The following is a 25,129-nucleotide window of genomic DNA, read 5'->3' as shown; positions in this document are numbered from 1 at the left end:
ATCATACTTTTTGCAAGTAAAAAGCTCCATTCTTGTCGGAACACTTGAAAAATGTGCGTTTTTGATCCTTCTTATTCCAAAAACCTTCTTAACTTGTGGGTAAGGTTATGGCTCCCCACGGGTCGCTCGATTAGTGCGGCTTAGGTTGCAATCTAAGTATTTGTTGGGTAAGGTTATCTGCTTCCGACGGGATCGCTCATCTCAGCTTCGCTGAGAAACAACGCTTTCGCTTCGCGGCTTTTGTTTGTCTCGCTCCCCACGGGTCGCTCGACAGGTACAAAAAAAGGGGACGGTGTAACTTTCGTCCCCCCGTCCGTTTCAAAATGAAAATTCGCAGTGGAAGAACACAACCAGGGAGGTTGTTGTCCATCCATTGAAAAGTATCGGCCGTAGGAGTTCCCACATTAGGCTTCGGATTAAAAAATAAAGGACCGATTTTAAAAACTAAAAATTTTATGCGGTGCAAAACCTTTGACTTTTAAACCGTAAAATTTTTTCTTGCTATCATTATGTTGACCATTGTAACCGTACTGTTTCTGGCCATCTATGGGATCGACATCGTCGCTCTCTTTTTCTTTGGGATTCATACCTATATAATGGTATATCTCTACAAAAAGAACCACGCTTATTGCGAATCCGAACCGGACAAGGTCCTCGATATGAACGACCCGAATCTACCGGTAGTTACCGTTCAATTGCCGATCTTCAACGAATTCTACGTTGTGGATCGATTGATCGAAACCACGGTAGCGCTCAAATATCCGAAAGATAAACTTGAAATTCAACTTTTGGACGATTCCACGGACGAGACGGTTGAAAAGTCCAGAAATCTCATCAATCATTATAAAGCGCTTGGATTTGATATTCACCATCTTCACAGAGCCGGGGCGGCGCGCACAGGACATAAGGCCGGAGCCCTCGAGGCGGGAATGAAAGTGGCTCGCGGGGAATACATTGCCATCTTCGACGCGGATTTTATGCCGGACCCGGACTTTTTAATCAAAACCGTACCTTATTTTGAAGATCCGCAGATCGGAATGGTTCAGGTTCGTTGGGGACATATCAACGCAGATTATAACGTCCTCACCAAGGCGCAGTCCTTCGGAATCGACGGTCACTTTATGATCGAACAGGTTGCGAGAAACGGTTCCCACCTTTGGATGAACTTCAACGGAACGGCGGGAATCTGGAAGAAAGAATGTATCCTGGATTCCGGCGGATGGGAGCACGATACTCTCACGGAAGACTTCGACCTTTCTTACCGCGCCGAAATGAGGGGCTGGAAATTCCGTTATTTTAAAGATATCGTATGTAAGGCGGAAATTCCCGCCATGATTTCCGCGTATAAATCTCAGCAGTTTCGCTGGTGCAAGGGATCGATCCAAACTGCGGTAAAATTGCTTCCAAGAATTCTTCGTGCGGATCTTCCTTGGAGAATCAAATCCGAAGCGATCGTTCACCTGATCAATTATTCCGTGCATCCGTTGATGGTGATCAATATTCTTTTCAGCGCTCCTTTGCTTTTGATGGATTATTGGTCCGGATTCAGCTTTTACGACCTTCCGATCGAGATTCTGATGGGAACCGCGGCCATTCTTTCCGTAGGATCCGTAGGCCCGATGATTTTTTACGCGTATTCACAAAAGACTCTCCACAAAGATTGGAAGAGAAGAATGGTTTATCTTCCCGTTCTCATCATGATCGGAACCGGAATCGCGATCGTAAACACGAGAGCCTGGCTCGAAGCGATCCTTGGAATTCAGTCCTCTTTCAAACGCACACCGAAACTCAAAATCGAAAAGAATACGGATGTGTTAAAAGAAAGGATGAAATATACGGTTCCCTTGGATTTCCATGTGGTGCTCGAGTTTCTAATGGGATTTTATTGTCTTGGAACCGTATTTCTTTCTTTCGCGCTTGGAAAGCCCCAGATCGTAGGATTTTTGGCAATCTATGCGCTCGGATTCTTTTACGTAGGATATTTGTCTCTGAAGGAAGCCGCTTGGAAATTCGGAGCCTCCAAACAAGGATCAACGGAAGAACTTCCCGCGCAGGCGTAAACTCGGTCTAACTATAGCAGGGAGAAGATCCCTGCCTTGAAGCTCGGGCGCTTATGCTTGACTTCGCGCTTTTTTCTGAGAAATTGACAAAAAACCGTTACTTTTATAGGAACCCGAATGAGTGAGAAAGTTTACTGCGCTAATTGCCTGCACTGCGTGACCGTAAGGCAGTATGAGTCCGAAGCGGACAAATATATTCTCCGCGTAAAATGTACCAAGAAAAAATGGTCCAAAAGATCCGGAGAAGAAAAGCTCTATAAATATTTTACCGTTGCTCGCCGTATGCAGGTAAACTGTGAATTTTATGAGCCGATGGGTGAAATTCTTCCTTATATCAAAAATCTTAAGAAAGAACTCCCGATCAAAGACGAAATCTACATGGTGAAAACTCTCACCTAAAGAGTTTTGAAGCCCTCCGCTTTTACTCTCAAACCAGGATTGGTCCACGGAAAATTTTCCCGTAAGACCGTCCTGGAAGAACCCTTTACATTATTTCCCGAACCGGGAGCCGTTTATTTAAAAGAATTTCCCACTCGCGTGTATGCGGGCGAGGCTCTTGTAAGACAATCGGTCGGAACACTTTTATCTCCGGTAGACGGAATCGCGAGTCTCATCCAAGGGGAACATTCCACAAAAATTCGAATCGTCCAAGACGGAAGTTTTCAATTGTCTGGCGAGATTCAAGTCGATCCTTCTTTGAAACTGGAACAAGCCTTGGAAAAAATGGACGAATCGGGACTTGTGTCTCTCGATTTTCCGGATACCACGTTATCCTCTCTTTTTAAGACGTTTCAATCGTCTTTGATCGTTCTTTCTCCGTATACAAAAACTCAACCCGTCGATTTTCGGGAAATCATTCTGGAAGAATGCAGGGAATTGCATATTCAATTTTTAGAATATATTAAAATTTGGTTCCCGGAGTCTATAATTAAGGATTATATCATATCCTCCGTTCCGTTCCGAAAATACGAATATCCGGTCGGTTTTCCCGAGTATTTCGTAAAAAAAGCCCTCTCCGAAAAGACATTCCAAAAAGAGAATATTCTTTATCTCGGACCGGAAACCCTCTATCATCTTTACAGGGCCTTATTCAAAAAAATTCCTTACATAGAAAGACATATCAGTATCTATTACGTGGAAAAAAACGGCGGACTCAAAAAAGAGGAATCTCCGATCAAGTTCAGGGACGGACAGAGTCTCAGTTTTCTTCTCCTTGAAAAAAAGAAGGAATATCCGAACTTCACTTTCAATTCCTTTTTCGACGGAGGGGAATTTCATTCTTCCTCCGAGGAATATTTTTTGGATATCTACAAACATCATTCCATCATATTCGTCGCCGGTAAAATCAGGGAATGGAAGGAACTTCCGTGTACCGAATGCGGAGAATGTACTTACAATTGCCCCCTCGAATGTAATCCGATTTCTCTTGTCACGGGGCAGGGACGATTTTTTGCGAACGCTTGTATCGAATGCGGGATCTGTACGTTCCTTTGTCCTTCCGGAATTCCTCTCCGAGATAAAATTCGGGACGTAAAAAACGGAACAAGGGAGAATCTCGATGTCTGATTCTTTACTCGTTACAAAGGCCGGTTTTTTGCGTAAGTCCGATCCGTTTTTTCCGGATATTTTACTCGGACTTTTTTCCTTCGGGGGAATCGTTTTGTTCGGGACCGTTCCATTATGGATTTGTTATGGAGTGGTTCTTACGACTTGTTTCGTATATCAATTTACGATCGTAAAACGTTCGGTCTATCCTTTGAAGTGGATCGTTCATACGGGAATCTTCGTTCTTCTTTTACCGCTTCATCCCGGAACGGTCGTCTGGGCGATCCTCGCCGGAATCGCGGGAGTTTGTTTGTATTCTCCTTTGGAAAATCGCCTAAGAATTCAGGTTCCTCTTTCCTTGGTTCAACTCCTGATCTTTTTGTTCTTCTATCTTTTACTTCCCACGGTCGATATCTTTTCGGGGATCGCGGGTAGTTTGTCTTTTAGGAATGAGTTCATTTCGGATTTATACAGCGTTCTCTCCTTTTCACAGGACGGTTATTCCCCTTGGCGATTTTCCGCTTTGGAAACGATGGGAGCGTATTCGATTCTTTTTCTGATTCCGGTTTTTTTAAAAAGACCCGAATCTTTTCAGATTCCTTTGATTTTCGCAGTGGGATTGGTTTTGGGAATCGGAAATCTTTTTTTGGAATATTTTCCCGTTATTTTGTCCGCTTGGGTCTCGTTTGCGATTCTTTTTGCCGCGCCGGGAAGGAATTTATATACCGCTTGGATCTACTCTTTAATCGGTGTATTGGGGACCGTAGTCCTTTTTTACGTCGTTCAGGTTCTAGTCGCTTTTTCCTTACCGCTTTTCACCTTTTCCGTTTTCTATTTTTTCATTGAAGCCAGTTTGATCCGTATATTTCTGGGAAGCAGAGTCGATAATTTCGGCAATTAGAGCGACTTGAATTGTAGTTAAAATGATGATTGCGTATTGTAACAAACGAAAACCGGAAAATCAAATTCGCAAAGAGTCAGAGGCGCTCCTATGAACCAACTGTTGACTCTTCTTCACCCTGAAACCGTCATTTTTAATTTAGAATCCGGAACCAAAGAAGAAGTTATTTCCAAACTTTTACAAAAGGCGGTCGATACACATCAGATCGACGCCGAAAATAAGGAAGAAATTTTGGAATCTCTTCTCGCCCGCGAAAAGTCGATGTCCACCGGAATCGGAAGCGGAGTCGCAATTCCTCACTGTTCGGTCAATCTAGTCGACGAACTCAAATGTGTGATGGGACTCAATCCGAACGGAATCGATTTCGATTCGATCGATCATCAACCGGTTCATATCTTCATTCTTCTTATCGTTCCAAAAACCAAATTTCAAGAACACATCAAAACTCTTGCTCAGATCGCAAAAGCCTTAAATGTAAAAGAAGACAGGGAAAAACTCATTCGTTCCGGATCCTTCGAGGAAATCCAAAAAGCCTTTTCTCGGAACGTATAACCGTGAGGGAGGAAATCTCCAGGTTTTTTTTATTTCTTGTCGCGTTGATTTTTTTCTCCGTTCTTTTCGGTCATCTCCGTTCGCTCAACAAAGAATATCTCTACGCCGATTCCTCTTTTTCCAAGGAAGAATCCTTTCTGGAGCGGAAATCTTTTTCGTCTCAGTTATTCTCCTTTGTAAAAGGTGTCATAACGTTTCGATCCGGTAAAACCGCTTCGGGAGAATCGGTTTGGAAACATATCTCTTCTAGAGTTCTTCCGACATTGCACCTCGCGGTTTTTTCCGTGGGCTGGGGAAGTTTTTTTGCGATCGCTCTCGCGCTGATCGGTTCCAAAAAAGAAGAAAGTATTTTTAAGAAGAGTTTTCTCTTTCTGAGCCATTGGATTCTTTCCACTCCCGTTTTTGTGGTTGGGATCGTTTTGCTTTTGATCTTTTTCGTAGAACTGGAATGGCTTCCTCCGGGAGGTTACGAGCCTTGGAACACTACGTATGTAATTCTTCCCGGAGTCGCTTTGGGTTCCAGGGTTTGGGCGAGAATTTATCAATTCGCTTTGAGTTTTACCGAAATCGAATTGAAATCCCCTTATACGAAGATCTTGAGGGCGAGGGGATATTCTAAGAATAGAATATTATGGAATCATATTTTATTGAAGATTCTTCCTCTACTCGTCGTTTTGATCCTGCTCGATTTCAGTTCTTTGCTTTCCGGAGCGATGATCGTGGAGGAGATTTTTTTCTTTCCCGGAATCGGTAAGTCCATGTATTACGCGATTCAAACGATGGATTCCGAACTTTTGAGCGCTCTTCTGTTTTATAGCGGCCTTACGTTTTATGTGTTCGGCAGAATTTCACTTCGTTTTCAGGAAAACCTCACGGGCAAGGAGAGTTTTTCCTGATGTCGTTTAACAATTTTCTGAGAGTTCTTTTCGTTTCTTCCGCTTTGATCGGAGTTCTTTGGAAAAGTCCGCCCACAGACGTTTTTCTGGAGGACAGTTTTTGTTCCGTGACTTGGAATCATCCTTTCGGCTGCGATCGTTTGGGAAGGGACGTTTACGGTCTTTTTTCGTACGGAACCGTTTCGACCCTTCTGTTTTCGCTTCCTTCTCGGATTTTCACTTTGGCGTTCAGTTCTTTGATCTGTCTGTTTCAATATTCCGTGCCGTTTACCGGAAAATGGTTTTTTAATCCGATCTCATCCGTGTTCGTTTCCGTTCCCTCTTTGTTGATCGCACTTCTTACGATTCACGCTTTAGGACAGGGGCCTTACGTTTTGGTCATCGCGATTTTATTGGGAGACTGGGCTTTTTCGTACGAAACTCTCCAGAGTAAAATCAGGGAAACCGACGGAAGCGGGTTCGTGCTTGCGTCCGCTTTTTTCGGAGCTTCGCGATCGAACGTGTTTCGAAATCACATATTCCCCGCGGCTCTTCCGGTATTGAAAGTTCTATTTACTACAGGGTTACCCGGAGTCGTAATGACTCTGGCGCTTTTTAGTTACCTCGGAGTGAGCGCGGGCTCCGATTGGTTCGGTCCGGGCCTTGGAGAACAAATTTCCTTTGCCAGAGATTACGCTTATTCCGCGCCCTTGGCTTTGGCGATGCCTATCTTGGGGATCGTAGGTTTGGTCGCCGCTTTGAACGTGGAAAAACGATGATTAGAGTATCTGCATTTATTTTAATATTAGCGATTTTGAGTATAGGAATTTCGGCGCAGGGAATCGAAGATTATTTTCGTTTTCCGGAATCGGGAATGAGGGAAAGAATCACGTTCGAAAAGGAAAGAAAACTCTGCGTATTTTCCCTCAAAAATCAAAACGCGGATCCGAGTCTGGATTATTTGAGCAAGGGTTACGGAGGGGTTCTATTTTCCGGTTTAAAAGGGCTTTTTCAAATTTTTGATCCGGACGTGATTCCGAAAAGTGTGGAACACACTTTTGGAAAACCGACGGAAAAAGAAAGATTAAAAAAGGGAGAATGGGACGGGGACATTCTGGAACAAGTGAAAAACGCGAAAGAAACTTCCCCCGAAAAAGATCCTCGTTTTCTAACCTTAAAAACGGAATATATCTCGGAGGAAACTCCACCCGAAGACAGCACTTTGTTTTTATCCGGAAAAAAGGCGGGATGTTTTTATCATCTAGCGGGGACATACGAGAAAAAAAACGAATCTCAGATGGAACTCAAACTCGTTTTGAGATCCTCCAAAGACGCTTCTCGAAAAGAGTTCAAAGCCAGGACTAGCGTTAGACGCTCTTATCAGGAGTTGGACGGATTGATCGGTGAAATCAAAAGGGAACTGATCGGAAAGAACACGGTTTCATTTTCCTTTAAATCCGGAAACATGGACGGGGTTCTCGTGTTTTTGGACGGACGTTTTCTCGGTAAAACCCCTTTGCAAAGATCGGATCTTCTTCCCGGAAAACACAGGATCAAATACTACATGGACGGATTTCAGAGCGAAGAAAAAAGAATTTCGATTCAGGACGGCGGTACTTTTGAAACGATTCTTTCCAAAACTCCGAAAGACGGATTGATCTCCGTCGTTTCGAATCCGGAAGGCGCCAACGTTTATCTAGGTTCCGAATTTTTAGGCAAAACTCCTTTGACCAACGTTCCGGTCAAAACGGGATATAATCGTCTTCGACTTTCGATGGAAGGTCACGTCGATCTCTTGAAGGGAGTGGAAATCAAAAAGGACGAGGAAACGAAATTGGATCTCGTTTTAAAACCGGGGGACACTCTCAGTTATTATAAAAATAAACAGAACGTTTTTCTGGATCATTCGTATAACGATTTTTCGATTTATTCCTTATACGGGACCCTTTTGTTTTACGTCGGTTATTATTATTTCAACTTAAAGGCGAACGATTTGTACGATCGCGCTCGTAGTCGGGTCAATCTTACGAATCTTTTTTATGCTGCCAACGTGATCCCGCAGAATGAGTTTATCGGGTGGTATCTCTATGAGGAAAGAATCATCCGTGAAACGAACTCGGACGCGGGCAAATATCAAAAGCTCGCGGGAAACTTCGGAAGACACGAAGGTTTGACCGGCGGCGTGATGGTTTACGGAATGGCGACGATGTTGATCCTGGCCGCGACTTTTTATTGGCTCGGTTTGGACGAGGAAACTTTAGACGTGGGCGTCGCGCCGAAACGGATAAATAACCCTTTTCCGATTCCGGGGCAAATCGTCGAGATCGATTCTTACGCGAAGTTTAATTTTAAGTTTTGAGCGGTGTTTGTTCATAGGAATATCTAAAACGAATTCCTGTCTTTCAGAAAAGTACAGCGCAAAGGATCGATGCGGGGTCAATAAATTTGTGATTCGGTTCCTTTTTGTATCGAAAGAGGATTTGAAATTTATTGACCAGAGCGGAGAGCCTGGTGGTCGGGTTGTTTGAAAAAGATTTTCTTTCGGTTCTAAAAAAGCAACCCGACCATGCGCACGTTTCGAAATGTTGAGGTTTAGGATCAGTTGTAAAGCGCTAACCGCCGATCGAAAAGTCCGCTAAGGTTCAATCGAATCGGCGACGATCGAAAACAAACGAAAACTGCCGAGAACCAAAATCGGATCCTGTAAATCGTCTAAGCTTCGTAAGGCGGACCTGAATTCTGCGCTGTCGATCGTTTCTTCGGCGCGGCAGCTTTCAGGAAGAGCGAATTCATTTTCCCTTAAAAACCGGAATTCGAGAATATCGGTTTTGTTAAGCGACTTCCGCAAAATTTCCAATACGGAGTTTCCGTCCTTATCCTTCAGCAAACCCGCGTAAATTCGAAACTTATGCGAAGGATACGATACGGATAAACTTTTCAGCGTTTCCCTAAAGGCGTCCGGATTGTGCGCCGGATCAAAAACGAGTAGGGGAGAATTTCGTAATACGCTTAATCTTCCCAATGGAAGGGTAATGTGCTTTTCAAAAGTTTCGAAACTAAACACATTCGAAGTCAAGGAAACGTTTTCAGATTCAGAAAGTCCCGGATCGATTCTTTTATCCATCGGATCTAAGGTTAGGCGCCTTGATTTTGGAAACCATTCCAAATTTAGAATATTCCGAAATACTTGATAAGAGAAGTATCGATTTCTGACGAGATAAGTCTCGTCGCGCGGGATTTGCGGCAGAATCGCGCAAGGAATCTTATTTTGAGAGCACCAAAATTTGATTTTTTCGTTTAAGTTCGATTCTTCCTGTTCGATTGCAAAAAGGGCTTTCGTATTGGCGGTGCAGATCCCGAGTTTTTCCTCCAGGATTTGTTCTTTCGTATTTCCTAATATTTCCTTATGATCCAAACCTATGACTCCTACAACGACTACGTCGGGATCGCAGAGTTTGGTCGCGTCCAGCCTTCCGCCGAGTCCCGCTTCGTAAATTTGAATTTCGGTAGATTCTTTTTCAAAAAAAGAGAATGCCGCGCAGGTAAACAGTTCGAAAAAGGAAAAGGATTTTAAATCCTCTTCCGCTCCGAGCAATTTCCATTCGCTTAACAATCGATCCAATTCTTCCGTTTGAATTTCTCGAAAGTTTTGCGTCTTGGTTCCGATTCTGATCCTTTCCAAGGGGGAAATCAAATGCGGCGAAGTGTAAAGTCCCGTTTTAAATCCGGAAAGCCGAAAGTATTCCCCCAAAAAATGTGTGACGGAACCCTTTGCATTTGTTCCGACCACGGAAATTCCGCAAAGAGCGGATTCTTTTTTTCGATTCAATCCGAATCGATTCAGAACCTTTGTAAAAGGTTCGAGGGAATAATCCGTAAAAACGTTGAAGTTTCTGGTTTTCTCTAAGTTGGAAAGTCGGTTGATGAACTCGAAAAAGTCTGAAGGGATATTCATTGATTCGCTAATGTTTGATAAAGACGTTCCCTGGTTTTATGAATATCTTCCGCGTTAGGCGAAATACCTGTAAAAAGTTCGAACTGTTTCATCGCCTGGTACAAAAGCATCTCCGATCCGGGGATGATTTTCGTTCCCGCCTTTTGCGCGGCCTTTACCAGAGGAGTTTCCAAAGGGTTGTAAACGATATCGAAAAGAGTCATACTCGGATTAAAAAAATCCTCCGAAAGAAAAGGACCCGGAGCCTGGCCTTTCATTCCGAGCGGAGTCGTATGAATCACCAAGGAAATTTCTTTCTTTCGAGAATAAATGGAATCCTGTGCGACGTGTTCCGCTTTCACGTTCGAATTTTCGGAAACCAAAGAACAGATTTCTTTTGCGGTCGTTTCGTTTCTCGAACAAACAAGTAAATTTCGAATTTTGCCGGAGACGGAGAGATTGTATGCGATTCCTCTCGCGCTTCCTCCGCTTCCGAGGATGAGCGTCGTTCCGGCGCTTAAGGATTCGGGAGACCGTTCTAATATGGAAAGATAGGCTCCTTCTCCATCCGTATTGTAGGCATGAATCGAATCCGGACCGATCAATAAGGTGTTGGATGCTTTCATAATTCGGGACGTTTCGTCGGCTTTGTCGGCGAGAGAGAAGGCTCTTTCCTTGTAAGGAATCGTCACCGAAAGACCGAGTACTCCCGAGTTTCGGAGTTCTTGAATTTTTTCCGAGTTGAATTCCGTGCTTTCAAAAACAAGATAAGAGGCATCGATTTTTCTATCTTTATAAATAGAATTGTGAATGAGCGGGGAAAGAGAGTGTGAAAGCGGAAATCCGACTATACCGAAAGTTTTAGCGGTCCGGTTTGTTTCGTTTTTCAAATTTGATTTTCTCTTTTTCTTGGTTCGGTTTTACAAACAAGATTTCGGGAGTTTCGATTTCTTCGATTCGTTTCTTGTTAAATAAAAGGAATCGATTCAAAACTTTTGACTTTTTTGCTCCAAAAGAAGCAAGTTTTAGAGCGAGTAGTAAAATGAGTCGACTAAAAAAACAATTCCCGAAAATGCTGTATTGGAATGAGCCTACTGAATTTACCTGATTCTTTTTTACACGGACTAGGTGGACAAGTCTTTTTGACGCCTATCGCTTCTTTTTCAGGCTCGCCATGGTGGACTACCATTCTTGACGTTTTATTCGTAGTCGGGATTTCCGGCGGCCTTTCCTGGTATTATTACTATTACAAACGTAAGGATCTTCTCGGAGGATTTTGGGGAGCCCTTATCGTTGCTCTTCTCGGGTCCCTCATTATCCTTTCCTTACTTCAGGATTTTATTCGTTCGGTAGTTCTTTGGTTAGTTTCACCTAAGTTCGGAATCTATCAAATCTCGAATGTAAACTTACTCGCGGTTTTATTGGGCGGACTTCTCGCTCTTTATATCATGAACCGTATCAATCACAACAAAGAAAGAAGAGATTAAACACCGACCCATAGGGAGGTGTTTAATTGAGTTTTCCCACGCCCCCAAAGGAAGGCGTTAGCTGAGTTCTTTGCCAGCCGCCCCGTCGTAGATAGGTGTTAGGCGATTCTTTGCGTCAATCCAAGATACGATTCCATTCCCGATCGTAATACCGAACGAGGGCCTGGTTATCCAATCGATTGACTTCCACCGGAATTCGAGACATGTCCTGCGGAAAAACCTGGATCGATTCAAGCTCTTGAGGATTCAAAAATCGGAGATGATCCGGAAATTCTTTTTTGAACCGAATCGGTTTTTGACCCGCGAGTACAAACCCCCATTCTCCGAAAGAAGGAACATAAACGTGCAGAGGAAGCGTATGAAATCCCAACGAAGCGATCGTTCTTTCGATACACCAAAACGAAGAACGCGCAAAAAGAGGGGAAGTGGATTGGATTTCCAAAACGGAAGATTCGTTCATTCTTCTTTTGAGAACGTGGAAGAAGGCCGTGGTATAAAGTTTTCCCAAAGAAAAATTGCTCGGATCGGGAAAGTCTATGATGACCACGTCGAAGATTTGATCCGATTCTTCCAACCAAACAAACGCGTCCGTGTTGATCACTTTCACTTTAGGATTTTTTAAACTTTCGTCGTTGAGTTCCTTTAAAACTCCGTGATCGGTAAATAAATTCGTAACTACGGGGTCTAAATCGACTAACGTAACCGATTCGACGTTTTTGTGTTTTAGAATTTCCCGTACGGCAAGACCGTCTCCTCCGCCGAGGACCAACACCCGTTGTGGAGCCGGGTGAGCGAGCAGCGCGGGATGAACCAGGGTTTCATGATAACGATATTCGTCCCTGGACGAAAACTGAAGATGTCCGTTTAAAAAAAGTCGGATCTCGTTTTTCCAACGTGTTACGATGATTCTCTGAAATTGGGATTGTTTGGAGAGAATGATTTCATCCGTGTATAAGGATTCCTCGCTGTAATACGTGATTAGATCCGAAAACGAAAAACCCAAAATCAAAAACGTTAATACGACAACCGATTGCGCCCTAAGCAAAATCATTTTGGAATGTTTGAGCGGCAACGCCCAGGTTCCCCAGAGCGCCACGCCCGCATTCAAAATTCCGAACAAAAATCCGGTTCGTATCAATCCTAACTTAGGCGCGAAGAAGATCGGAAACAAAATCGATGCGAGTAACGCGCCCACGTAATCCAAACTCAAAACCCTAGAAACGAGTTCCTTAAATTGGAGTTCTTTTTTTAGGATTCTCAACAGAACCGGAATTTCCAGTCCCACTAAAATTCCGATCAAGATCACGAGCAGGAACAAAGGAATTTGAAAGAATCGAATCTGACCGAAACTCAGATAAAGAACCGCAGAACTGAAACCCCCCACAAGACCGATCGCAAGTTCGATTTCCAAAAACTTAGGAATCAGATCCTTTTCCACATATTTCGACAACCAGGAGCCGACTCCCATCGAAAACAAATAAGTTCCTATGATGAGTGAAAATTGAGTGACCGTTTCTCCGAGTAGGTAGGAGGCGATCGTTCCGGCTAACAGTTCGTAGACGAGACCGCAGGAAGAAATGATAAGAACCGAAATATAAAGCGCGGTCTGCAAACGGTTTTATTTCCCTCCGGAATATCTCATAAAGTTTGTATAATGAGAACGATACACACCCGGATTTTCGCGTACGGTTTTGGGAACGTTTTCGATCTCGTCCACTTCTTTCGAGCCGCCTCCGTAAAAGTTGGAATACGTGAGATAACCCGTGATTCCCAGGGCGTAGGCGGGATATAAAAGTTTTTTTATAAAATTCATGGAATTATCCTTTTGATTTCATTATGGGATTGTAATGGGTTTTGATTTTGATTCATAGTTTTGCCGAGCCTTTTATCGTTTTCAATCATTATCGTCGCCGTAATCGGAATCGTCATCGGAACTATGCGGAGCAAAATCGCTGTTTTCATTTCTAGAAGCCTCGAACGAATAACTTCTGAAAAGAGAATAAGGTACGGGCAGCCAGATCGCCAGTAAAAAGAGAAAGTAATACACCGATTGATCCACGTCCCTTTTAATACTCAGAGACACGTTAGCTCCGCTTCCCCTCGGAAAATCGGATTCGGATTCCAGTCTGAGATAATATTCTCCGCCGGGAACCTCTCCGATGATGATATCCGCGGACTTATCACCTTCCGTCCAACTTTCTCCGTCCTCGTATCCTTCGTAATAACTGATTTCGAGGCCGGTATCGTAGGCGATGTCCGTCTTGGTGTTGATCAGCGCTAAAGAATAGTAAATGTAGTGATTGGAAAGATCGGGAACGTTCATCTTGATTTGAACGTTTTGTCTTTCGCTTCCTTCCAACTGAAAGGTTTCCGTCACGAAAGAAGGATCGGTCGTTCCGCCCGGAGCCGGATTTCGAACGTAAGAAAAATCCTTTTTAAAAACCTCCTTATCCTGAGCGTTCCAACAAAAACCGATTTGAACGACGAGCATGATTAAGGAAAACCAAACGGCGATTTTTACGTTTCGTTTTCGAATCTTTGTAAACGGATTGGGTTCGGCCGTACCGATCCCTTCCGGAACGGGAAGTTCCACTTCTCCTTGAATCGATTTTTTGAGTTCTTCGACCGGAACGTATTCGCCGATGGACCAGAAGAGTTCGTTTTGGGTTTTTTCCGAAGAAAGCATTTTCGGAGGTGCGATAAAGTCCGCGAGTTCCGCGTTGTCTCCCGCGTGAATCTTATAATAGAATTCGCCGAACGCGAAATCGATTCCGGCGGTAGAAGAATTGAACAGTTTATATTCTTCTTTTTGAAAGTTCTTTTTAGGCGGATAAGAACCGACTACGGTTTTCGGAATAAACGGAACGGGTTCGAAAACGGTCCAATGCCCGCCGGTTTCGTTCAACCAATAATAACCGCCGGTAAAATGAAGCAGATATTCGGTCCAAGGAAAAATTTGTCCGTCTGCGTGAACGGATTTTTTGACGACTCCGAGAACCTCGCATTCTTTGCCTTTGAGAGAAAGTTTGGTTCCGGGAGGAAGGAAAATCCTGTCCTTGATGATTTCTTGAAACTTGGAAAGAACGGTCAGTTCTTCCCGACTCGTGTCCATTACGGTACCGCAATATTCGCAAGCGATAGACTTGGAAAAGTCAGGGCTTCTTTGATTCAAGGAAGCCCCGCAACCCAAACACTGGATCGCTTTCGCCTCTTGAAGTTTTTGAAAACCGGTGAACGCTTTCGGATCTCTGAGATTGCCGAATTGAATCTGATCGAAACTATAAACCATCCCTTTAAAATACAAGGGAGGAGTATGAGAATAATCTAATGTAGCAAACCAACCCTCGTCCGTCGCGAGATCCAAAAGAACGGAAGTGGAACCGGTTTGAAAACCGACGGGTAATTCACCCTCTCCGCCGATGCAGGTTGCCAATCCGATTTCTCGGAGCATCCAAAGCTCGTCGTCGAGTTTGAGAGTGTCGCCCGCTCTCAGAAGTTGTTTGGAAGTTTTAGAGGAGATAAAATAAACGTCCGGGGGAGAATCCGGGTTCTGAATCGGATCGTGTTCCGGGAACGTATCGTTTTGAGAAGTGGGACGAAGTCGTGTGATCATAAACTGGCCCTGCGCTTCCGCGAGCCAGATCGAGTTGCCGTCGGAAGTGAGCGCGTGCCATTCGTTCCAAGTTCCGAGACTGTACTTTTGCTGAATTCTCCCGACGACTTGAAAGGAGATTCCGTCTTTTGTTTTGCCGGAAGTTCCGATTTGAATCGGAGAAAGATCGGGCACAAGGTCCCCGGCTTTACCGAGGTTTTCGAGAGATTGGTTTTTTTGAAGGGTTAAAGTTTTGCAGTTCGGACAGACTCCGTAAATTGAAACCTTACTTTGAAACGGGACGGGCGCGCCACAATTGGGACAACTCAGTTCTAACACAAGGATCGGTTGTATCTAGGTAAGAAATCCTTGTCATCTGAATTTCTAAAAAAGCGATCGGAAAAAAGAAATTGGCGCGCGGGCAAAACAATTCAAGGACAGGCTAAAATCGTCGATCGCCCGCCGGGCTCTCCGCTTCAGTCAACAAATTGAAATTCATTCTAAAACGAGATCCTTTCGGATTTTCCAATTTGTTGACTCCGCATCGATCCTGCCGAGCGATCCATAGAGAGACGAGGCATTGAGTTCAGCGAATATAAATGGGCGGTCGCGCATTCTGAGAGACAGGGCCGTTCGCTTCAAAAACCGGCAAATTTGGTCGTTTAACGTTTGGCGTGGCGTCTTAAACGCAGATAGGCAGCGTCCACATCGCCTAGGGGTTTTTCTAGTTCTTCCAAGGCGGGGTTCTGCCAGTAGGTATCGTAGAGATTTTCACCGGAATACGCGTGAAAGTGATTGTCGAAGTGAATTTTTGCGAATTCGTCTTTGCGGGAGAACATCGCCCGGTTGATTTCGTTCAGGATTCCCAAAAAATCTTCGGATTCGGGATCGGGAGGAAAATCGGAAAGATATTCCATGGAAAGAAGGACCACGTATTTTCTGGATTGTTTGAGTAATTTTAAGGATTCGTAAAGCAGCTCCAATTTGATGGGCTGCAGGTACGGCCTCGTATTGTCCGCGATCGTTTTTTTTTGCTCCGCGGCCGCTAATTCTCGATAAGCCAGTTCGAGATGTTTTTTCGGTTTGGTTTCGGTCCCTCGGATCGTTTTTTGACCGAGAGAATTCAATTCGCCTCGGATCGTTTTTTTGCTCGTTTCAATCAGGTCGGAATAAAGAATCAAAAGTAGATTCTGAGTGCGTTTGAGTTCGAAATAAGATTTTTCCAGATCGAATTGAAAATACAACTCGTTGGTTTCAACGTGATGTTGAATGATCCTTTTATAAAGAGCCTTGTCCGTTTCCGAGCCCAGATTCGAGATCGAACTGTTCAAGGCTCGGATGAGGAATTCGTTCGTCTTGAGTCCCCTTTCCACCCGAACGAGATGAGTCGCTCCGTTGCTCGAATAGTCCGCGGAAACGGAAATCGGAATCGATAGGACAACACAAACCGTGATTCCGAATAACGCCTTCATACGTATATTTTCGGGAAACGAACGTGAAGACTTCAATCGGGTCGTGAATAATAGGAGTTTCCCTTTTAGGCCAGTTATGTCCGTAAGTCATCTTATAAATTGAAGAGAGTGTTTTAAGCGGTCTTTATTTTGAATCTTGAAAAAGTTCTTGGAATTATAATTAGAATGAAATTAAAACGATGTTTTTGATTTTGTTTTCTTTGAAAAATCGGGAGAAATCGAATTCAAAAAATAGAATATAACTTTGTAAATTCTTGCGGAGCGCGGAATCCGTTTGCAAAAATCGAGCTTCTTTTTAAATTCAAAAAGAAGAATATCGGGAGAATCCGAATGGAAACGATTATTGTGAGTGTGATTTTGTGAAAGGATTTCCGGTTTTAGGATTGATTGTGTTTTTGGCTTTGTCTTGTTCCGCCGGACAAAAGGTTTATCTTTTGTCTCACGGAGATTGGAAGGGAAAAAAACTTCCCGAAGTTGGAAACGTAAAAGGAGAATTGAAGCGGGGAGAGGACTGCGGTTTTCGATACAGTCTCGCTAAGGCGTTTGAGAACGCGTTAAAAGATACGAAATACGATACGATTCTCGACGCGGAGATTACTCAGTCGGCAAATATGTTGATTCCCTTGAATTGTATTGCGATTCAAGGTTTTGCGTTTGATAGTTCCGAAGTTCAAAAGGAGGGCGGACAATGAAAGTTTTTCTGTTTGTGGTTTTGATGTTGATGATTCTAATGAACTGCTCTCGGGATGCGAAACGAATTTCTTATGTTTCCTTGGATAAACCCAAGGACAGGATTCTTTCCGAAGGGAATCAATCGGCCGAGTTCGGAAAATTTCGATTCGGAATTTTTTATATTCCACCGGTCGGCGTATATCCGTATCTAAAAGAAGCGGAAACAAAAAGCGGAAGTTCGGTTTTAAGAAACGTCGACGTTATCATGAGACCGGGATTTTGTTTGCTTCCGTTGATGCCGGTTCTTTGTGCTACAAGGCATTCCGTAATCGTGGAAGGTAATTCGGCACAACCGATCCGCGAATAACGGATCCGGCCATTATACTCGGTTGACATCATGAAAAATCCGTCAAAGTTAAATTAAAAACCTTCGGTTCCGGGGATTCGCAAGGTTGTCCTTCCTGGTACGTAATCGTATATTGATCCTCTTGCAGTACGATTTCCGTTTTGGAAACCGTATGAGCATCTCTTCTGTGCATACAAGGTGAGAGCGCTCCCTGTTCGGGCAGATGAGACGTGAGAAAAGTTTTGGATAAGTTTAGAAATTCTTTCGCGTCGAGAGGATTATTCGGAAGAAAATTCTTTTGAAAGACCGTTTCTCTGGAAATCTGCGCCTTAAATCCTTGTGTAAATGAACTTCCGAGGATTTGGAACCTATCCCTGTATAAAGTTGCGGTAAATTCTTTCCCGTTCCATACGAAAATTTCCGTTTTTTCCAAGGTGATTTTCAAGAGTTTAAACGGATAAAAATTTTCGAGATCCTCCGATTTGAGAGATTCCGGTTTGACTTCGCTTAACAAACAGGAACGGACGAGTAAACCTCTGCTCGTGGGATTTCTTAAAAGTTTGAGGGTTGCCTCGTAAAAATTCAAAAGGCAAAAAATTTCCCCCGAAGAATTGGCCCCGATCCAAGTTCCGCCGTAATCGCCGTCTAACGGAGCAATTGCGAAGACCGGACCGCTTCCTAACTTCGTAGGTGCAAGTGAAGGTTTTCTTTTTACGGATTCGTCCCTGTTAAACCCTATGCCGAAAATTTTTCGATCTGGATTTCTATAGATGATCGCGGTACACATATCTTTCTTAAGGTGAAAGATAAAAATCGATTCTTTGATTTTTATCCGCTTCGTAATTTCCGGAGCCCGGAATCAGAGGTAATGTTTCTCCATAACCTCGGAAACGAATTCTGCCGAACGGAATCGACTTTGAAAAAAAATATTCCGACGCGTTTCTCGCCCTTTCTTCGGTTCCCACTTGGTTGACTTCTTCGTCTCCTTGGTGAGAGGAATGCGATTGTAATTCTATTTTGTATCCCGGAAATTCGTTTAACACCGATTCGATTTTTCCGGGTAAACTCCACCATCTCGCTTCCACTTGAGATTCCGGAACGGAAATCCGTAAGGAATCCTCCTCCTCCACGACTAAAATTTCCGTTTTGAAGTCGGAGCCTTTTCCGTTCGATTCCCTTCCGAATACGTCTGTATATTTCCATTCGAAGTAGAATTTGCTCAGGGAACCGACTCGGACGCCGAATTGGTCCAGACCTTCCCAAAAAATTTCCGCACTCGGTTGACCTTCGCCCGTCCAAGTTTTGATTTTACGTTTAAGAGAAGTATAAGGGGGTGTTTCGTATAACGTGATTTCCCAGGACTGAATGGGAATTCCCCGATGAGAAATGGAAATTTTTAAGAGATCGTTTTTTCCGTCGTTGTCCGGTGAAAATTCACTCGTTGAAACCGATAGATCCAAATCGAAGGATTCTTTGGAAACTTCGAAGGATGAAATCAAGGATTGATAACGTTCGTAACGACTGTGAACCGTAAGTCTGTAAAAATACTTTCCCGCCGAAACGAGATCGCCCGTTTGATTTTTTAGATCCCATTTCCATTCCGCGCCCGGCTCTCCCGTGTCCCGCAAACGATAGACGTTTTTTTCCTCGTTTCCTTTTTTCTGAAAGATTTCGATTTCGTAGGAATCGGATTTGAGTTTGGGAGAAACGTAAAAAGAAAATCTCGCAATGTTTTTTAAACTGCCCGGAAGATAAGAATAAAGTTTGGAATCACAAAACATGTCCACGCCGATCGTTTCGTTTCGGATCGTAAGATCGGAAAGAACGGAAATCGATTCGTTTTTTCCTTTGTCGGTTCCGATCAATCTGTACGTATAAAGTCCGTTTGATAATTGTTTATTGGAAAAATCGGTTCCGTCCCAACTGAGAACGGACGGGACGTCTTTGAATTTCCAAGAGTAAGACTTTACGATTCGTCCTTCCGAATCCGCAAATTCTCCGGTAAAAACGTCCAAGGATTCTCCGGAAACTTTTTGAAAGATATTGATGCGGGAAGAAGTTCTATCCCCCGCTAAAAAAAGAACGCGCGTTTTTGCGCCGATCTCCGAACTCGGCGGATGCGAATCTAAAAGAACCGTTTTTTCTTCGGATAAAAGATTCTCTTTATTTTCCGTTACCAATCTGAGTCTGTATTTGTATTCTCCGTCGGGAAGTAAAAATCCTTTGGAATCTTCTCCGAACCATAAGATCGATTCCGGAATTGCAATTTCGAGAGGGGACAGTTTAGTATCGTCCTGCAAAAAAGGAAACAATGAAAATCCTCTTTTTCTTCTATGATCCGCTTTAAAGGTTTTTACGATATCGTCTCCGGAATTTTTAATCACGAGTTCCCAGTCGGAAAGACGGGGAAGCGCCGATTTGGAAATCTTAAACTCGAGCACGTCGTTTCTTCCGTCCCAATTGGGAGAAAACGCGTCCGTGTTGGTTTTTAAAAAAGAGTTTGCGTAAATGGAAAAATTAAAAAAGAAAAACGACGTTGTAATAAAACGAATTCCGTTCCGCATGAGTACATTCTAATTTAGTACGTTTTTTTTCCTATATTTTTTTTTAAGAACGAAACGATCGGTTTTTTTAGGATTCTTTCGGAAGGTTTTTTCGGTCTCTGGTGCTTCCCATGTGAAGCGAGTTCTTAACGGGAGAATCCGCGTATTTCTTAAGAGCGAAGTGAACGGAAGCAAACGCTAATTCTTCCCAAGGAATTTCGTTTAATGAAAAGAGTTTCACTTCCTCGGACTCGGAACTTACGGAGAATTTTCCGTCCACCAAGTCCGCCAAGAAGAACATATAAATCTGACCGATATGCGGAATACTGTAGACGCTTTGAAGTCCCACGATATTGATTTCCGCGTTCGCTTCTTCCCAAGTTTCTCGAACGGCGCCTTCTTCCACGGTTTCCCTGTTTTCCAGAAATCCCGCGGGTAAGGTCCAAAATCCTTTTCTGGGTTCGATCGCTCGTTTGCAGAGAAGAATCCGATTCTCCCAAATCGGAATACTTCCGACTACGACTTTCGGATTCTGATAGTGAATCGTTCCGCAGTTGTCGCAGACGTGCCTGGACCGATTGTCTCCTTCCGGTATTTTATAGGCGACCGAGGATCCGCAGGAACTACAGTATTTCATACTTTTCTAATGCGATTCCAGGTTAAAACCGCCTCCGCCAAAAGCCAAAGAGTAAGAACGATTAGAGTTCCTCCAACTGCTGCGAGAAGAAGGTTCGGAGAAGGCCCGGTTAAGAAGTCCAAAAAATTTCGAATCATCGCCCAGAGAGTTACGGATAATACGAACAACATCGGGATAAAAGAGACTTTGACGTTTTTCTTCGATTTCAAAAGAAAAACGGTTACGACCAAAAGAGCAAGTCCCGCTAAAAGTTGATTTGTGGTTCCGAAAAGTTTCCAGAGGGCGAGACCTGCTGGTTTTTTCTTTCCGTCTTGTTCGATTTCCATAAACGCAAAAATCCCGATCGCGGCGCAGGCGATCAGACTGGAAACGTACCTGTTACCGACTGACGTTTGAATCCAGGAAATCCGAGTCGACTCCGCGATCTCCTCGATATTATACCGAAGAAGTCTTGTCGCGGAATCCAACGAGGTCAATGCGAAGCTGATTACGATGAGTGCGATGAAACCTTGCCCGAAGGATTCCGGTATTCCGATCTGAGCCAAAAATCTTCCCGTCCCGTAAATGTACGCTCCGACTTGCGGGGCCAAACCTTGGATGCCCGACCAAGAACGATAAAAGCCGGTCCATTCTTCCGAAGATGCGAATCCGATCGTACACGCGATTACGGCCGATAAACCAAGCAACGATTCTCCGATCATTCCCCCGTAACCGATCGGCCTTGCGTCCGTTTCCTTGTCCAATTGTTTGGCGGTCGTTCCGGAGCTGACTAACGCGTGAAATCCGGAAACCGCTCCGCATGCGATCGTGATGAATACGAACGGAATCATATCGAAACCGATCGATTCCGTCCGGATCGCTTCCGCGTTGAATGAAGAAAAGTTTTGCAGAACTCCTCCGGCAAAAAATCCGAGGTAAATCAAAATGATTCCTAAATACAATAAGAAGGAATTGATATAGTCCCTGCTTTGTAACAACAACCAGATAGGAGTTACCGAAGCCAAAAACGCGTAGAATAAAAGAATATATTTCCAAGTTCCGGTCGAGGGGGAAGTTTCTATATGATTGAGTCCTGTCCATGTAAGAATCGATTCTTGCATTCCCAATATCATGAAGAATAAGGTTCCAAATACGCTAATCACCGTTAGGGGAGTTAAGTTCATTCCTTTTTTGTAATGTAGATATCCCATAATCACCGCAAAAATCATGATCGCCGCGGATGGAATCACCGCTTCCGGAAAATGGCTTCTGAGTTTAATGAAAGGTTTTTCTTCGGTTCTGATTTCTCCGGGATGATCGTGATCCTTTTTGTTTGCGGTTTTGGAATTTGCGATCGTTGAATTTTGTGTTTGTGTTTGGCCGAGGTTCGTAAAAGTTTCTTTCTTTTTTGAGCCGAGAGGTACGTTATCCGAAACCTGTTTATTTTCCGGAATGGACGTCTTTGAAGTCGTTTTCGGAAGAGTTTTCCTTTCTTGTGCGGATGTATCGACTGTCGTATTTGCCGTCGAAGCGGAAAGTAAATTCGCCTTGGGATCTGCGGAAAACATTTCCGCAAGTACAAGAACGAAAACTCCCATCGCTAACGCGACAAGGAAGAAGATGATCGCGTGAAACAAACTTCTCGCCCGGTGACCTAAAAGATCTTCCGCGACTTGACCGATGCTCTTTCCCTGATTACGAACCGAAACTACGAGCGCGCCGAAGTCGTGTACACAACCCACGAAAATACTTCCGAATACGACCCAAATCATTGCGGGAAGCCAACCCCAGATGACGGCTACCGCAGGTCCGAGTACGGGAGCAAGTCCGGCAATGGAAGCATAATGATGACCGAATAGGACGATCGGTTTTGTGGGAAGGTAATCCACTCCGTCGTTGAGCTTGTGTGCCGGCGTATCTTTCGGATTGTCCTTTAAATCGAAGATGGATTTGGAAATATAACCCGAGTAGAATTTATATCCGAGAAAATAAACCAGAAAACAAATAAGAACGGAGATTAAAGGAAGCATAATAAGGATGGATGAGTTTAGGAAACCTTCCGAGCAAACCTTTTTTCAACGTTCGGGAAGATTTCCGTTTCCGATTCTCGAAGTCTAATTGGAAAAAGAATTGATGAACGGATTTGTAAGGGTGGAAAATTTGGAAGTAGAAGAGTATGCAAACTCGAAGTTTTGATCAGATCCGTTCCTCCCTGGAGGATATTATTTTTGAGATTCAATCCGGATGTACGAATTGCGAATGGTATATTTCGGTGGAAAAGATCATTTCAGCTTTGGATATCCGCAAAGAAGATTACTATAGAATTTTTTACGATCTGAGAAGCGAAGTCCATTTTTCTTCCAGAGCCGCCGCGGGTTTTAACGAAACACATGCGGATTCCCTAATCCGTCTTCTTTCCAAAATTCTAAAGATAGAAGGAATCGAGGAAGAATTTGCAAAAAACGGAATATACTTCGACGATAATTATCTCGCGGAGCTTCAAATCAGTTTGAAGGAAACGATTCAGACTCGTTTGAAAAAACACGAACTGGATCGGGAACTGCTTTTACTTTTATCGTCCGCGACCTTGGACTTCGACGACGCTTTCGATTCCTACTTCGACGATAGATTCAATTTCGAAAGAATCGTGGAAAACGGAATCGCCGATTTTATCGAATTAAAATCGATTCAAAACGATTACGGGGCCGACGTCTTTTTTAAAAAACATATCTTTTCCATTCTCAATACGAAGGTTTTTCATCTCCGCGAAATTACGAGAGAATACAGGGACAGGGCGTATTACGATTTGTTCGGAACGTTCCGCAAAAAACCGAAAAAGAAAAAACCCGTTTCCGTATTTCAGGAGATGGATCCGGAAACGCAGAGACATCTGGACGTTCTCGGATTCGACGCGCCATGTACATTAGAAGAATTGAAAAAACGATTCAAGGAATTGATCAAAAAATATCATCCCGACGTCAACAAGGACGGACTTGAAATGACCCAGAGAATCATCGCTTCTTATAACTTTTTGATCCTGAGGATGGGTTAGTTTGTTCTTTTGGGTAATGAGAGGAGTTTCCGAACCCTACATTCCTCCGGCTCGAGCCGAGGTAGTTCACCCTTTACATTCGATCGCACCTTCTCCTTTCGTTAAAAAGATAGAATCGGAACAAGATCTCGAAAGAGAAAATCGCGCAAAAACCGCGGGAAAAGGAATCGGCGCCGAATACAAAACCGCGGGAAAGATCGGATCCGGTCGGGGAGAATCCCTTTCCTCTCTGACGGCAAAGGATTTGATGACTTCTCCCGTGGTGGAATTTTCGGATCAGGATCCGATTACGAGAGCCGAGGATATTTTCGTTCAGAAACGTTTTCGCCACGTTCCGGTGATCGACGAAAAAAACACGTTATGCGGCATTCTGTCCGATCGGGATTGGATGCGTTGGAAATTGGAACAGGCAACCGTGGACGAACGGACGATCGGACAGATTATGAAAACGAAAGTTCTTTCCGTACGAATTTTTGCGGGGATCGGTGAAATTTCAAAAGTTCTTTTCGAGGAAAGAATCGGATGTCTTCCCGTCGTGAACGATAAGTTTCAAGTGATCGGTATCATTACGAGAAGCGACGTTTTACGTGCGATCTTAAGAGCGAGCGAAAGGGAATTTCTGGCTTAGCGAAAGTTTCAAGATTGTTTTTATTCTACTGATTCCTAGGGACCTCTAAAAACTTTCGTTTCGATCTTTGGATAAGCGCAAAACGCTTTTCTAAAGCATTCTATAATATAATTTTCAAAAAATGCAGATTTTTAGAGGTTCCCTTACTAATAAAATACCATGAATTTTGAGATGAATTCTCGTTTTAAAGGCAGAATTCCGGTCCCTTTATTATAATTCTGAGTAAGCGTTTATCTCTTGTACTATTTTCGGTTTTCGTGAAATAGCTTATGGCAAATAACTATGAATTAAATACCGGTTCGGAGTTTTTTAGGATGGGAACCAGTCTCTGTAATCCAACGTGTAAAAATAGGCTGCCGGTTGGCAACGTAGTTTTCGTGTTACCTCGTTGTTTACGAGGTCGAGGTGGAGAATATAACTGTATGACCTGTGAAATGTGGGAACACCCGCATTCATCGTATCTAGGATAGAATCTCCGACTTCGAGTTCCTCCAACCACAGAAGATAATTGAAAAGATAACAACGAGACACGCCATGAACCTGTGCGAGGGTTCCAAAAAGAGTCCAAGTCCCTGTACTAACTCGAATGTTCACTCGTTTCATCTTTAATTTACCCGGACTGGATTGATACAAGGTTCTGCCCGCTTTTTTCCCCAGACGTTTCGTAGCAGAAAGATATTTTCCATAGGTTCTCAAAAGTTCCGGGATTTTCCTGGGGAGCAGTTTGATATCTTTTTCGGAGAAACGAACCCAAGTATCTTCCGGAATCAAAAGAGTAACCGTTTCGGAGCGATTCTCTCCAAGAGTCGAACTGATTTTAGAATCGGAGCTAATTAACAAAGTTCCCATACTAC

Annotated in this window: 25 protein-coding genes and 1 pseudogene; 14 read left to right on the top strand and 12 right to left on the bottom strand. The window is 43.6% G+C overall.

The features are described from left to right. Window positions 1-437 precede the first annotated feature (437 nt). Entirely contained in the window at window positions 438-623 is a 186-nt protein-coding gene (locus tag LEP1GSC194_RS23320; protein WP_036043847.1) for a hypothetical protein, read from the bottom strand. Here LEP1GSC194_RS23320 and LEP1GSC194_RS19625 point away from each other — a divergent pair. The 8 genes from LEP1GSC194_RS19625 to LEP1GSC194_RS19590 all read left to right on the top strand — a co-directional run bounded on the left by LEP1GSC194_RS19625 (window position 537) and on the right by LEP1GSC194_RS19590 (window position 8,292). Further along, complete coding sequence (locus LEP1GSC194_RS19625) at window positions 537-2,060, top strand: cellulose synthase family protein (RefSeq protein ID WP_331272525.1); 1,524 nt, start codon at window positions 537-539, stop codon at window positions 2,058-2,060. The two genes, LEP1GSC194_RS23320 and LEP1GSC194_RS19625, sit on opposite strands and share 87 nt — an antisense overlap. 117 nt (window positions 2,061-2,177) lie before the next feature. Next, a complete protein-coding gene (locus LEP1GSC194_RS19620) occupies window positions 2,178-2,459 on the top strand; it encodes a hypothetical protein (RefSeq protein ID WP_004459036.1) in 282 nt (93 codons plus the stop codon). 6 nt (window positions 2,460-2,465) lie between these two features. Further along, window positions 2,466-3,626, top strand: a complete 1,161-nt coding sequence (locus LEP1GSC194_RS19615) for a hypothetical protein (protein ID WP_020775231.1) — start codon at window positions 2,466-2,468, stop codon at window positions 3,624-3,626. Further along, complete coding sequence (locus LEP1GSC194_RS19610) at window positions 3,619-4,506, top strand: hypothetical protein (RefSeq protein WP_020775216.1); 888 nt, start codon at window positions 3,619-3,621, stop codon at window positions 4,504-4,506. Before LEP1GSC194_RS19615 ends, LEP1GSC194_RS19610 begins: the two co-directional genes overlap by 8 nt. Before the next feature lie 90 nt (window positions 4,507-4,596). Then, entirely contained in the window at window positions 4,597-5,058 is a 462-nt protein-coding gene (locus tag LEP1GSC194_RS19605; RefSeq protein ID WP_020775228.1) for a PTS sugar transporter subunit IIA, read from the top strand. Window positions 5,059-5,060: 2 nt separating this feature from the next. Next, complete coding sequence (locus LEP1GSC194_RS19600) at window positions 5,061-5,954, top strand: ABC transporter permease subunit (RefSeq protein ID WP_020775224.1); 894 nt, start codon at window positions 5,061-5,063, stop codon at window positions 5,952-5,954. Beyond that, window positions 5,951-6,712 (top strand): ABC transporter permease, encoded by a 762-nt coding sequence (locus LEP1GSC194_RS19595; protein ID WP_036043845.1) that lies wholly within the window; start codon window positions 5,951-5,953, stop codon window positions 6,710-6,712. The genes LEP1GSC194_RS19600 and LEP1GSC194_RS19595 overlap by 4 nt, the downstream gene beginning before the upstream one ends. Then, window positions 6,709-8,292, top strand: a complete 1,584-nt coding sequence (locus LEP1GSC194_RS19590) for a PEGA domain-containing protein (protein ID WP_020775214.1) — start codon at window positions 6,709-6,711, stop codon at window positions 8,290-8,292. Before LEP1GSC194_RS19595 ends, LEP1GSC194_RS19590 begins: the two co-directional genes overlap by 4 nt. Before the next feature lie 276 nt (window positions 8,293-8,568). Here the strand turns inward: LEP1GSC194_RS19590 and LEP1GSC194_RS19585 are convergent, their stop codons facing one another. After that, entirely contained in the window at window positions 8,569-9,888 is a 1,320-nt protein-coding gene (locus LEP1GSC194_RS19585) for a folylpolyglutamate synthase/dihydrofolate synthase family protein (protein ID WP_020775233.1), read from the bottom strand. Continuing rightward, on the bottom strand, window positions 9,885-10,757 hold the full coding sequence (gene aroE / locus LEP1GSC194_RS19580; protein WP_020775219.1) for a shikimate dehydrogenase: 873 nt from the start codon (window positions 10,755-10,757) through the stop codon (window positions 9,885-9,887). Before aroE ends, LEP1GSC194_RS19585 begins: the two co-directional genes overlap by 4 nt. A gap of 19 nt (window positions 10,758-10,776) precedes the next feature. Here aroE and LEP1GSC194_RS23510 point away from each other — a divergent pair. Further along, window positions 10,777-10,975 (top strand): annotated as a pseudogene (locus tag LEP1GSC194_RS23510) (hypothetical protein). Then, complete coding sequence (locus LEP1GSC194_RS19575) at window positions 10,962-11,354, top strand: hypothetical protein (protein ID WP_086005210.1); 393 nt, start codon at window positions 10,962-10,964, stop codon at window positions 11,352-11,354. Before LEP1GSC194_RS23510 ends, LEP1GSC194_RS19575 begins: the two are co-directional and overlap by 14 nt. Before the next feature lie 115 nt (window positions 11,355-11,469). On the opposite strand, the gene LEP1GSC194_RS19570 is transcribed toward LEP1GSC194_RS19575, so the two are convergent. The 4 genes from LEP1GSC194_RS19570 to LEP1GSC194_RS19555 form a co-directional block, all read right to left on the bottom strand. Then, window positions 11,470-12,966: a polyamine aminopropyltransferase gene (locus LEP1GSC194_RS19570; protein WP_020775234.1), complete on the bottom strand. Its 1,497-nt coding sequence runs from the start codon at window positions 12,964-12,966 to the stop codon at window positions 11,470-11,472. 6 nt (window positions 12,967-12,972) lie between these two features. Beyond that, entirely contained in the window at window positions 12,973-13,167 is a 195-nt protein-coding gene (locus tag LEP1GSC194_RS19565; protein WP_003010458.1) for a hypothetical protein, read from the bottom strand. Between the two features lie 81 nt (window positions 13,168-13,248). After that, entirely contained in the window at window positions 13,249-15,285 is a 2,037-nt protein-coding gene (locus tag LEP1GSC194_RS19560; protein ID WP_020775217.1) for a DUF4178 domain-containing protein, read from the bottom strand. A gap of 323 nt (window positions 15,286-15,608) precedes the next feature. After that, the gene (locus tag LEP1GSC194_RS19555; protein WP_017809370.1) at window positions 15,609-16,418 is read right to left on the bottom strand and encodes an adhesin OmpL37 family surface protein; all 810 of its coding nucleotides are present in this window, start codon (window positions 16,416-16,418) and stop codon (window positions 15,609-15,611) included. Between the two features lie 395 nt (window positions 16,419-16,813). Between LEP1GSC194_RS19555 and LEP1GSC194_RS19550 the strand changes: the two genes are divergently transcribed. After that, window positions 16,814-17,110: a hypothetical protein gene (locus LEP1GSC194_RS19550; RefSeq protein ID WP_086005209.1), complete on the top strand. Its 297-nt coding sequence runs from the start codon at window positions 16,814-16,816 to the stop codon at window positions 17,108-17,110. Continuing rightward, window positions 17,107-17,457, top strand: a complete 351-nt coding sequence (locus LEP1GSC194_RS19545; RefSeq protein WP_017809372.1) for an LIC10260 family lipoprotein — start codon at window positions 17,107-17,109, stop codon at window positions 17,455-17,457. The genes LEP1GSC194_RS19550 and LEP1GSC194_RS19545 overlap by 4 nt, the downstream gene beginning before the upstream one ends. A 28-nt stretch (window positions 17,458-17,485) precedes the next feature. Here LEP1GSC194_RS19545 and LEP1GSC194_RS19540 read toward each other — a convergent pair whose 3' ends face one another. From LEP1GSC194_RS19540 to LEP1GSC194_RS19525, 4 genes are all read right to left on the bottom strand, one after another. After that, the gene (locus LEP1GSC194_RS19540) at window positions 17,486-18,223 is read right to left on the bottom strand and encodes an NRDE family protein (RefSeq protein WP_020775218.1); all 738 of its coding nucleotides are present in this window, start codon (window positions 18,221-18,223) and stop codon (window positions 17,486-17,488) included. Window positions 18,224-18,230: 7 nt separating this feature from the next. Beyond that, on the bottom strand, window positions 18,231-20,000 hold the full coding sequence (locus LEP1GSC194_RS19535) for an OmpA family protein (RefSeq protein ID WP_020775225.1): 1,770 nt from the start codon (window positions 19,998-20,000) through the stop codon (window positions 18,231-18,233). A gap of 67 nt (window positions 20,001-20,067) precedes the next feature. Continuing rightward, window positions 20,068-20,616: an NUDIX hydrolase gene (locus tag LEP1GSC194_RS19530; protein WP_020775223.1), complete on the bottom strand. Its 549-nt coding sequence runs from the start codon at window positions 20,614-20,616 to the stop codon at window positions 20,068-20,070. Beyond that, the gene (locus LEP1GSC194_RS19525) at window positions 20,613-22,625 is read right to left on the bottom strand and encodes a carbon starvation CstA family protein (RefSeq protein ID WP_020775230.1); all 2,013 of its coding nucleotides are present in this window, start codon (window positions 22,623-22,625) and stop codon (window positions 20,613-20,615) included. Before LEP1GSC194_RS19525 ends, LEP1GSC194_RS19530 begins: the two co-directional genes overlap by 4 nt. A 146-nt stretch (window positions 22,626-22,771) precedes the next feature. Here LEP1GSC194_RS19525 and LEP1GSC194_RS19520 point away from each other — a divergent pair, with 146 nt between their 5' ends. Continuing rightward, window positions 22,772-23,647, top strand: coding sequence for a J domain-containing protein (locus tag LEP1GSC194_RS19520; RefSeq protein ID WP_020775227.1), 876 nt, complete (start codon window positions 22,772-22,774; stop codon window positions 23,645-23,647). Between the two features lies 1 nt (window position 23,648). Then, complete coding sequence (locus LEP1GSC194_RS19515; RefSeq protein WP_020775232.1) at window positions 23,649-24,275, top strand: CBS domain-containing protein; 627 nt, start codon at window positions 23,649-23,651, stop codon at window positions 24,273-24,275. Between the two features lie 309 nt (window positions 24,276-24,584). On the opposite strand, the gene LEP1GSC194_RS19510 is transcribed toward LEP1GSC194_RS19515, so the two are convergent. Then, window positions 24,585-25,124, bottom strand: a complete 540-nt coding sequence (locus LEP1GSC194_RS19510) for a DUF1564 domain-containing protein (RefSeq protein WP_020775226.1) — start codon at window positions 25,122-25,124, stop codon at window positions 24,585-24,587. Window positions 25,125-25,129: the final 5 nt, after the last annotated feature.

It is taken from the genome of Leptospira alstonii serovar Sichuan str. 79601 (genome assembly GCF_000347175.1).
Lineage (GTDB): Bacteria > Spirochaetota > Leptospiria > Leptospirales > Leptospiraceae > Leptospira > Leptospira alstonii.
The sequence above is the reverse complement of the archived record's forward strand: the minus strand, read 5'-3'. Positions and strand labels throughout refer to the sequence as shown.

Bases quoted from the DNA above. Each gene is read 5' to 3' on its own strand.
- LEP1GSC194_RS19620 (WP_004459036.1), top strand. From the start codon at position 2,178: ATGAGTGAGAAAGTTTACTGCGCTAATTGCCTGCACTGCGTGACCGTA.
- LEP1GSC194_RS19610 (WP_020775216.1), top strand. From the start codon at position 3,619: ATGTCTGATTCTTTACTCGTTACAAAGGCCGGTTTTTTGCGTAAGTCC.
- LEP1GSC194_RS19605 (WP_020775228.1), top strand. From the start codon at position 4,597: ATGAACCAACTGTTGACTCTTCTTCACCCTGAAACCGTCATTTTTAAT.
- LEP1GSC194_RS19590 (WP_020775214.1), top strand. From the start codon at position 6,709: ATGATTAGAGTATCTGCATTTATTTTAATATTAGCGATTTTGAGTATA.
- LEP1GSC194_RS19585 (WP_020775233.1), bottom strand. From the start codon at position 9,888: ATGAATATCCCTTCAGACTTTTTCGAGTTCATCAACCGACTTTCCAAC.
- LEP1GSC194_RS19565 (WP_003010458.1), bottom strand. From the start codon at position 13,167: ATGAATTTTATAAAAAAACTTTTATATCCCGCCTACGCCCTGGGAATC.
- LEP1GSC194_RS19555 (WP_017809370.1), bottom strand. From the start codon at position 16,418: ATGAAGGCGTTATTCGGAATCACGGTTTGTGTTGTCCTATCGATTCCG.
- LEP1GSC194_RS19545 (WP_017809372.1), top strand. From the start codon at position 17,107: ATGAAAGTTTTTCTGTTTGTGGTTTTGATGTTGATGATTCTAATGAAC.
- LEP1GSC194_RS19540 (WP_020775218.1), bottom strand. From the start codon at position 18,223: ATGTGTACCGCGATCATCTATAGAAATCCAGATCGAAAAATTTTCGGC.
- LEP1GSC194_RS19535 (WP_020775225.1), bottom strand. From the start codon at position 20,000: ATGCGGAACGGAATTCGTTTTATTACAACGTCGTTTTTCTTTTTTAAT.
- LEP1GSC194_RS19530 (WP_020775223.1), bottom strand. From the start codon at position 20,616: ATGAAATACTGTAGTTCCTGCGGATCCTCGGTCGCCTATAAAATACCG.
- LEP1GSC194_RS19525 (WP_020775230.1), bottom strand. From the start codon at position 22,625: ATGCTTCCTTTAATCTCCGTTCTTATTTGTTTTCTGGTTTATTTTCTC.
- LEP1GSC194_RS19520 (WP_020775227.1), top strand. From the start codon at position 22,772: ATGCAAACTCGAAGTTTTGATCAGATCCGTTCCTCCCTGGAGGATATT.
- LEP1GSC194_RS19510 (WP_020775226.1), bottom strand. From the start codon at position 25,124: ATGGGAACTTTGTTAATTAGCTCCGATTCTAAAATCAGTTCGACTCTT.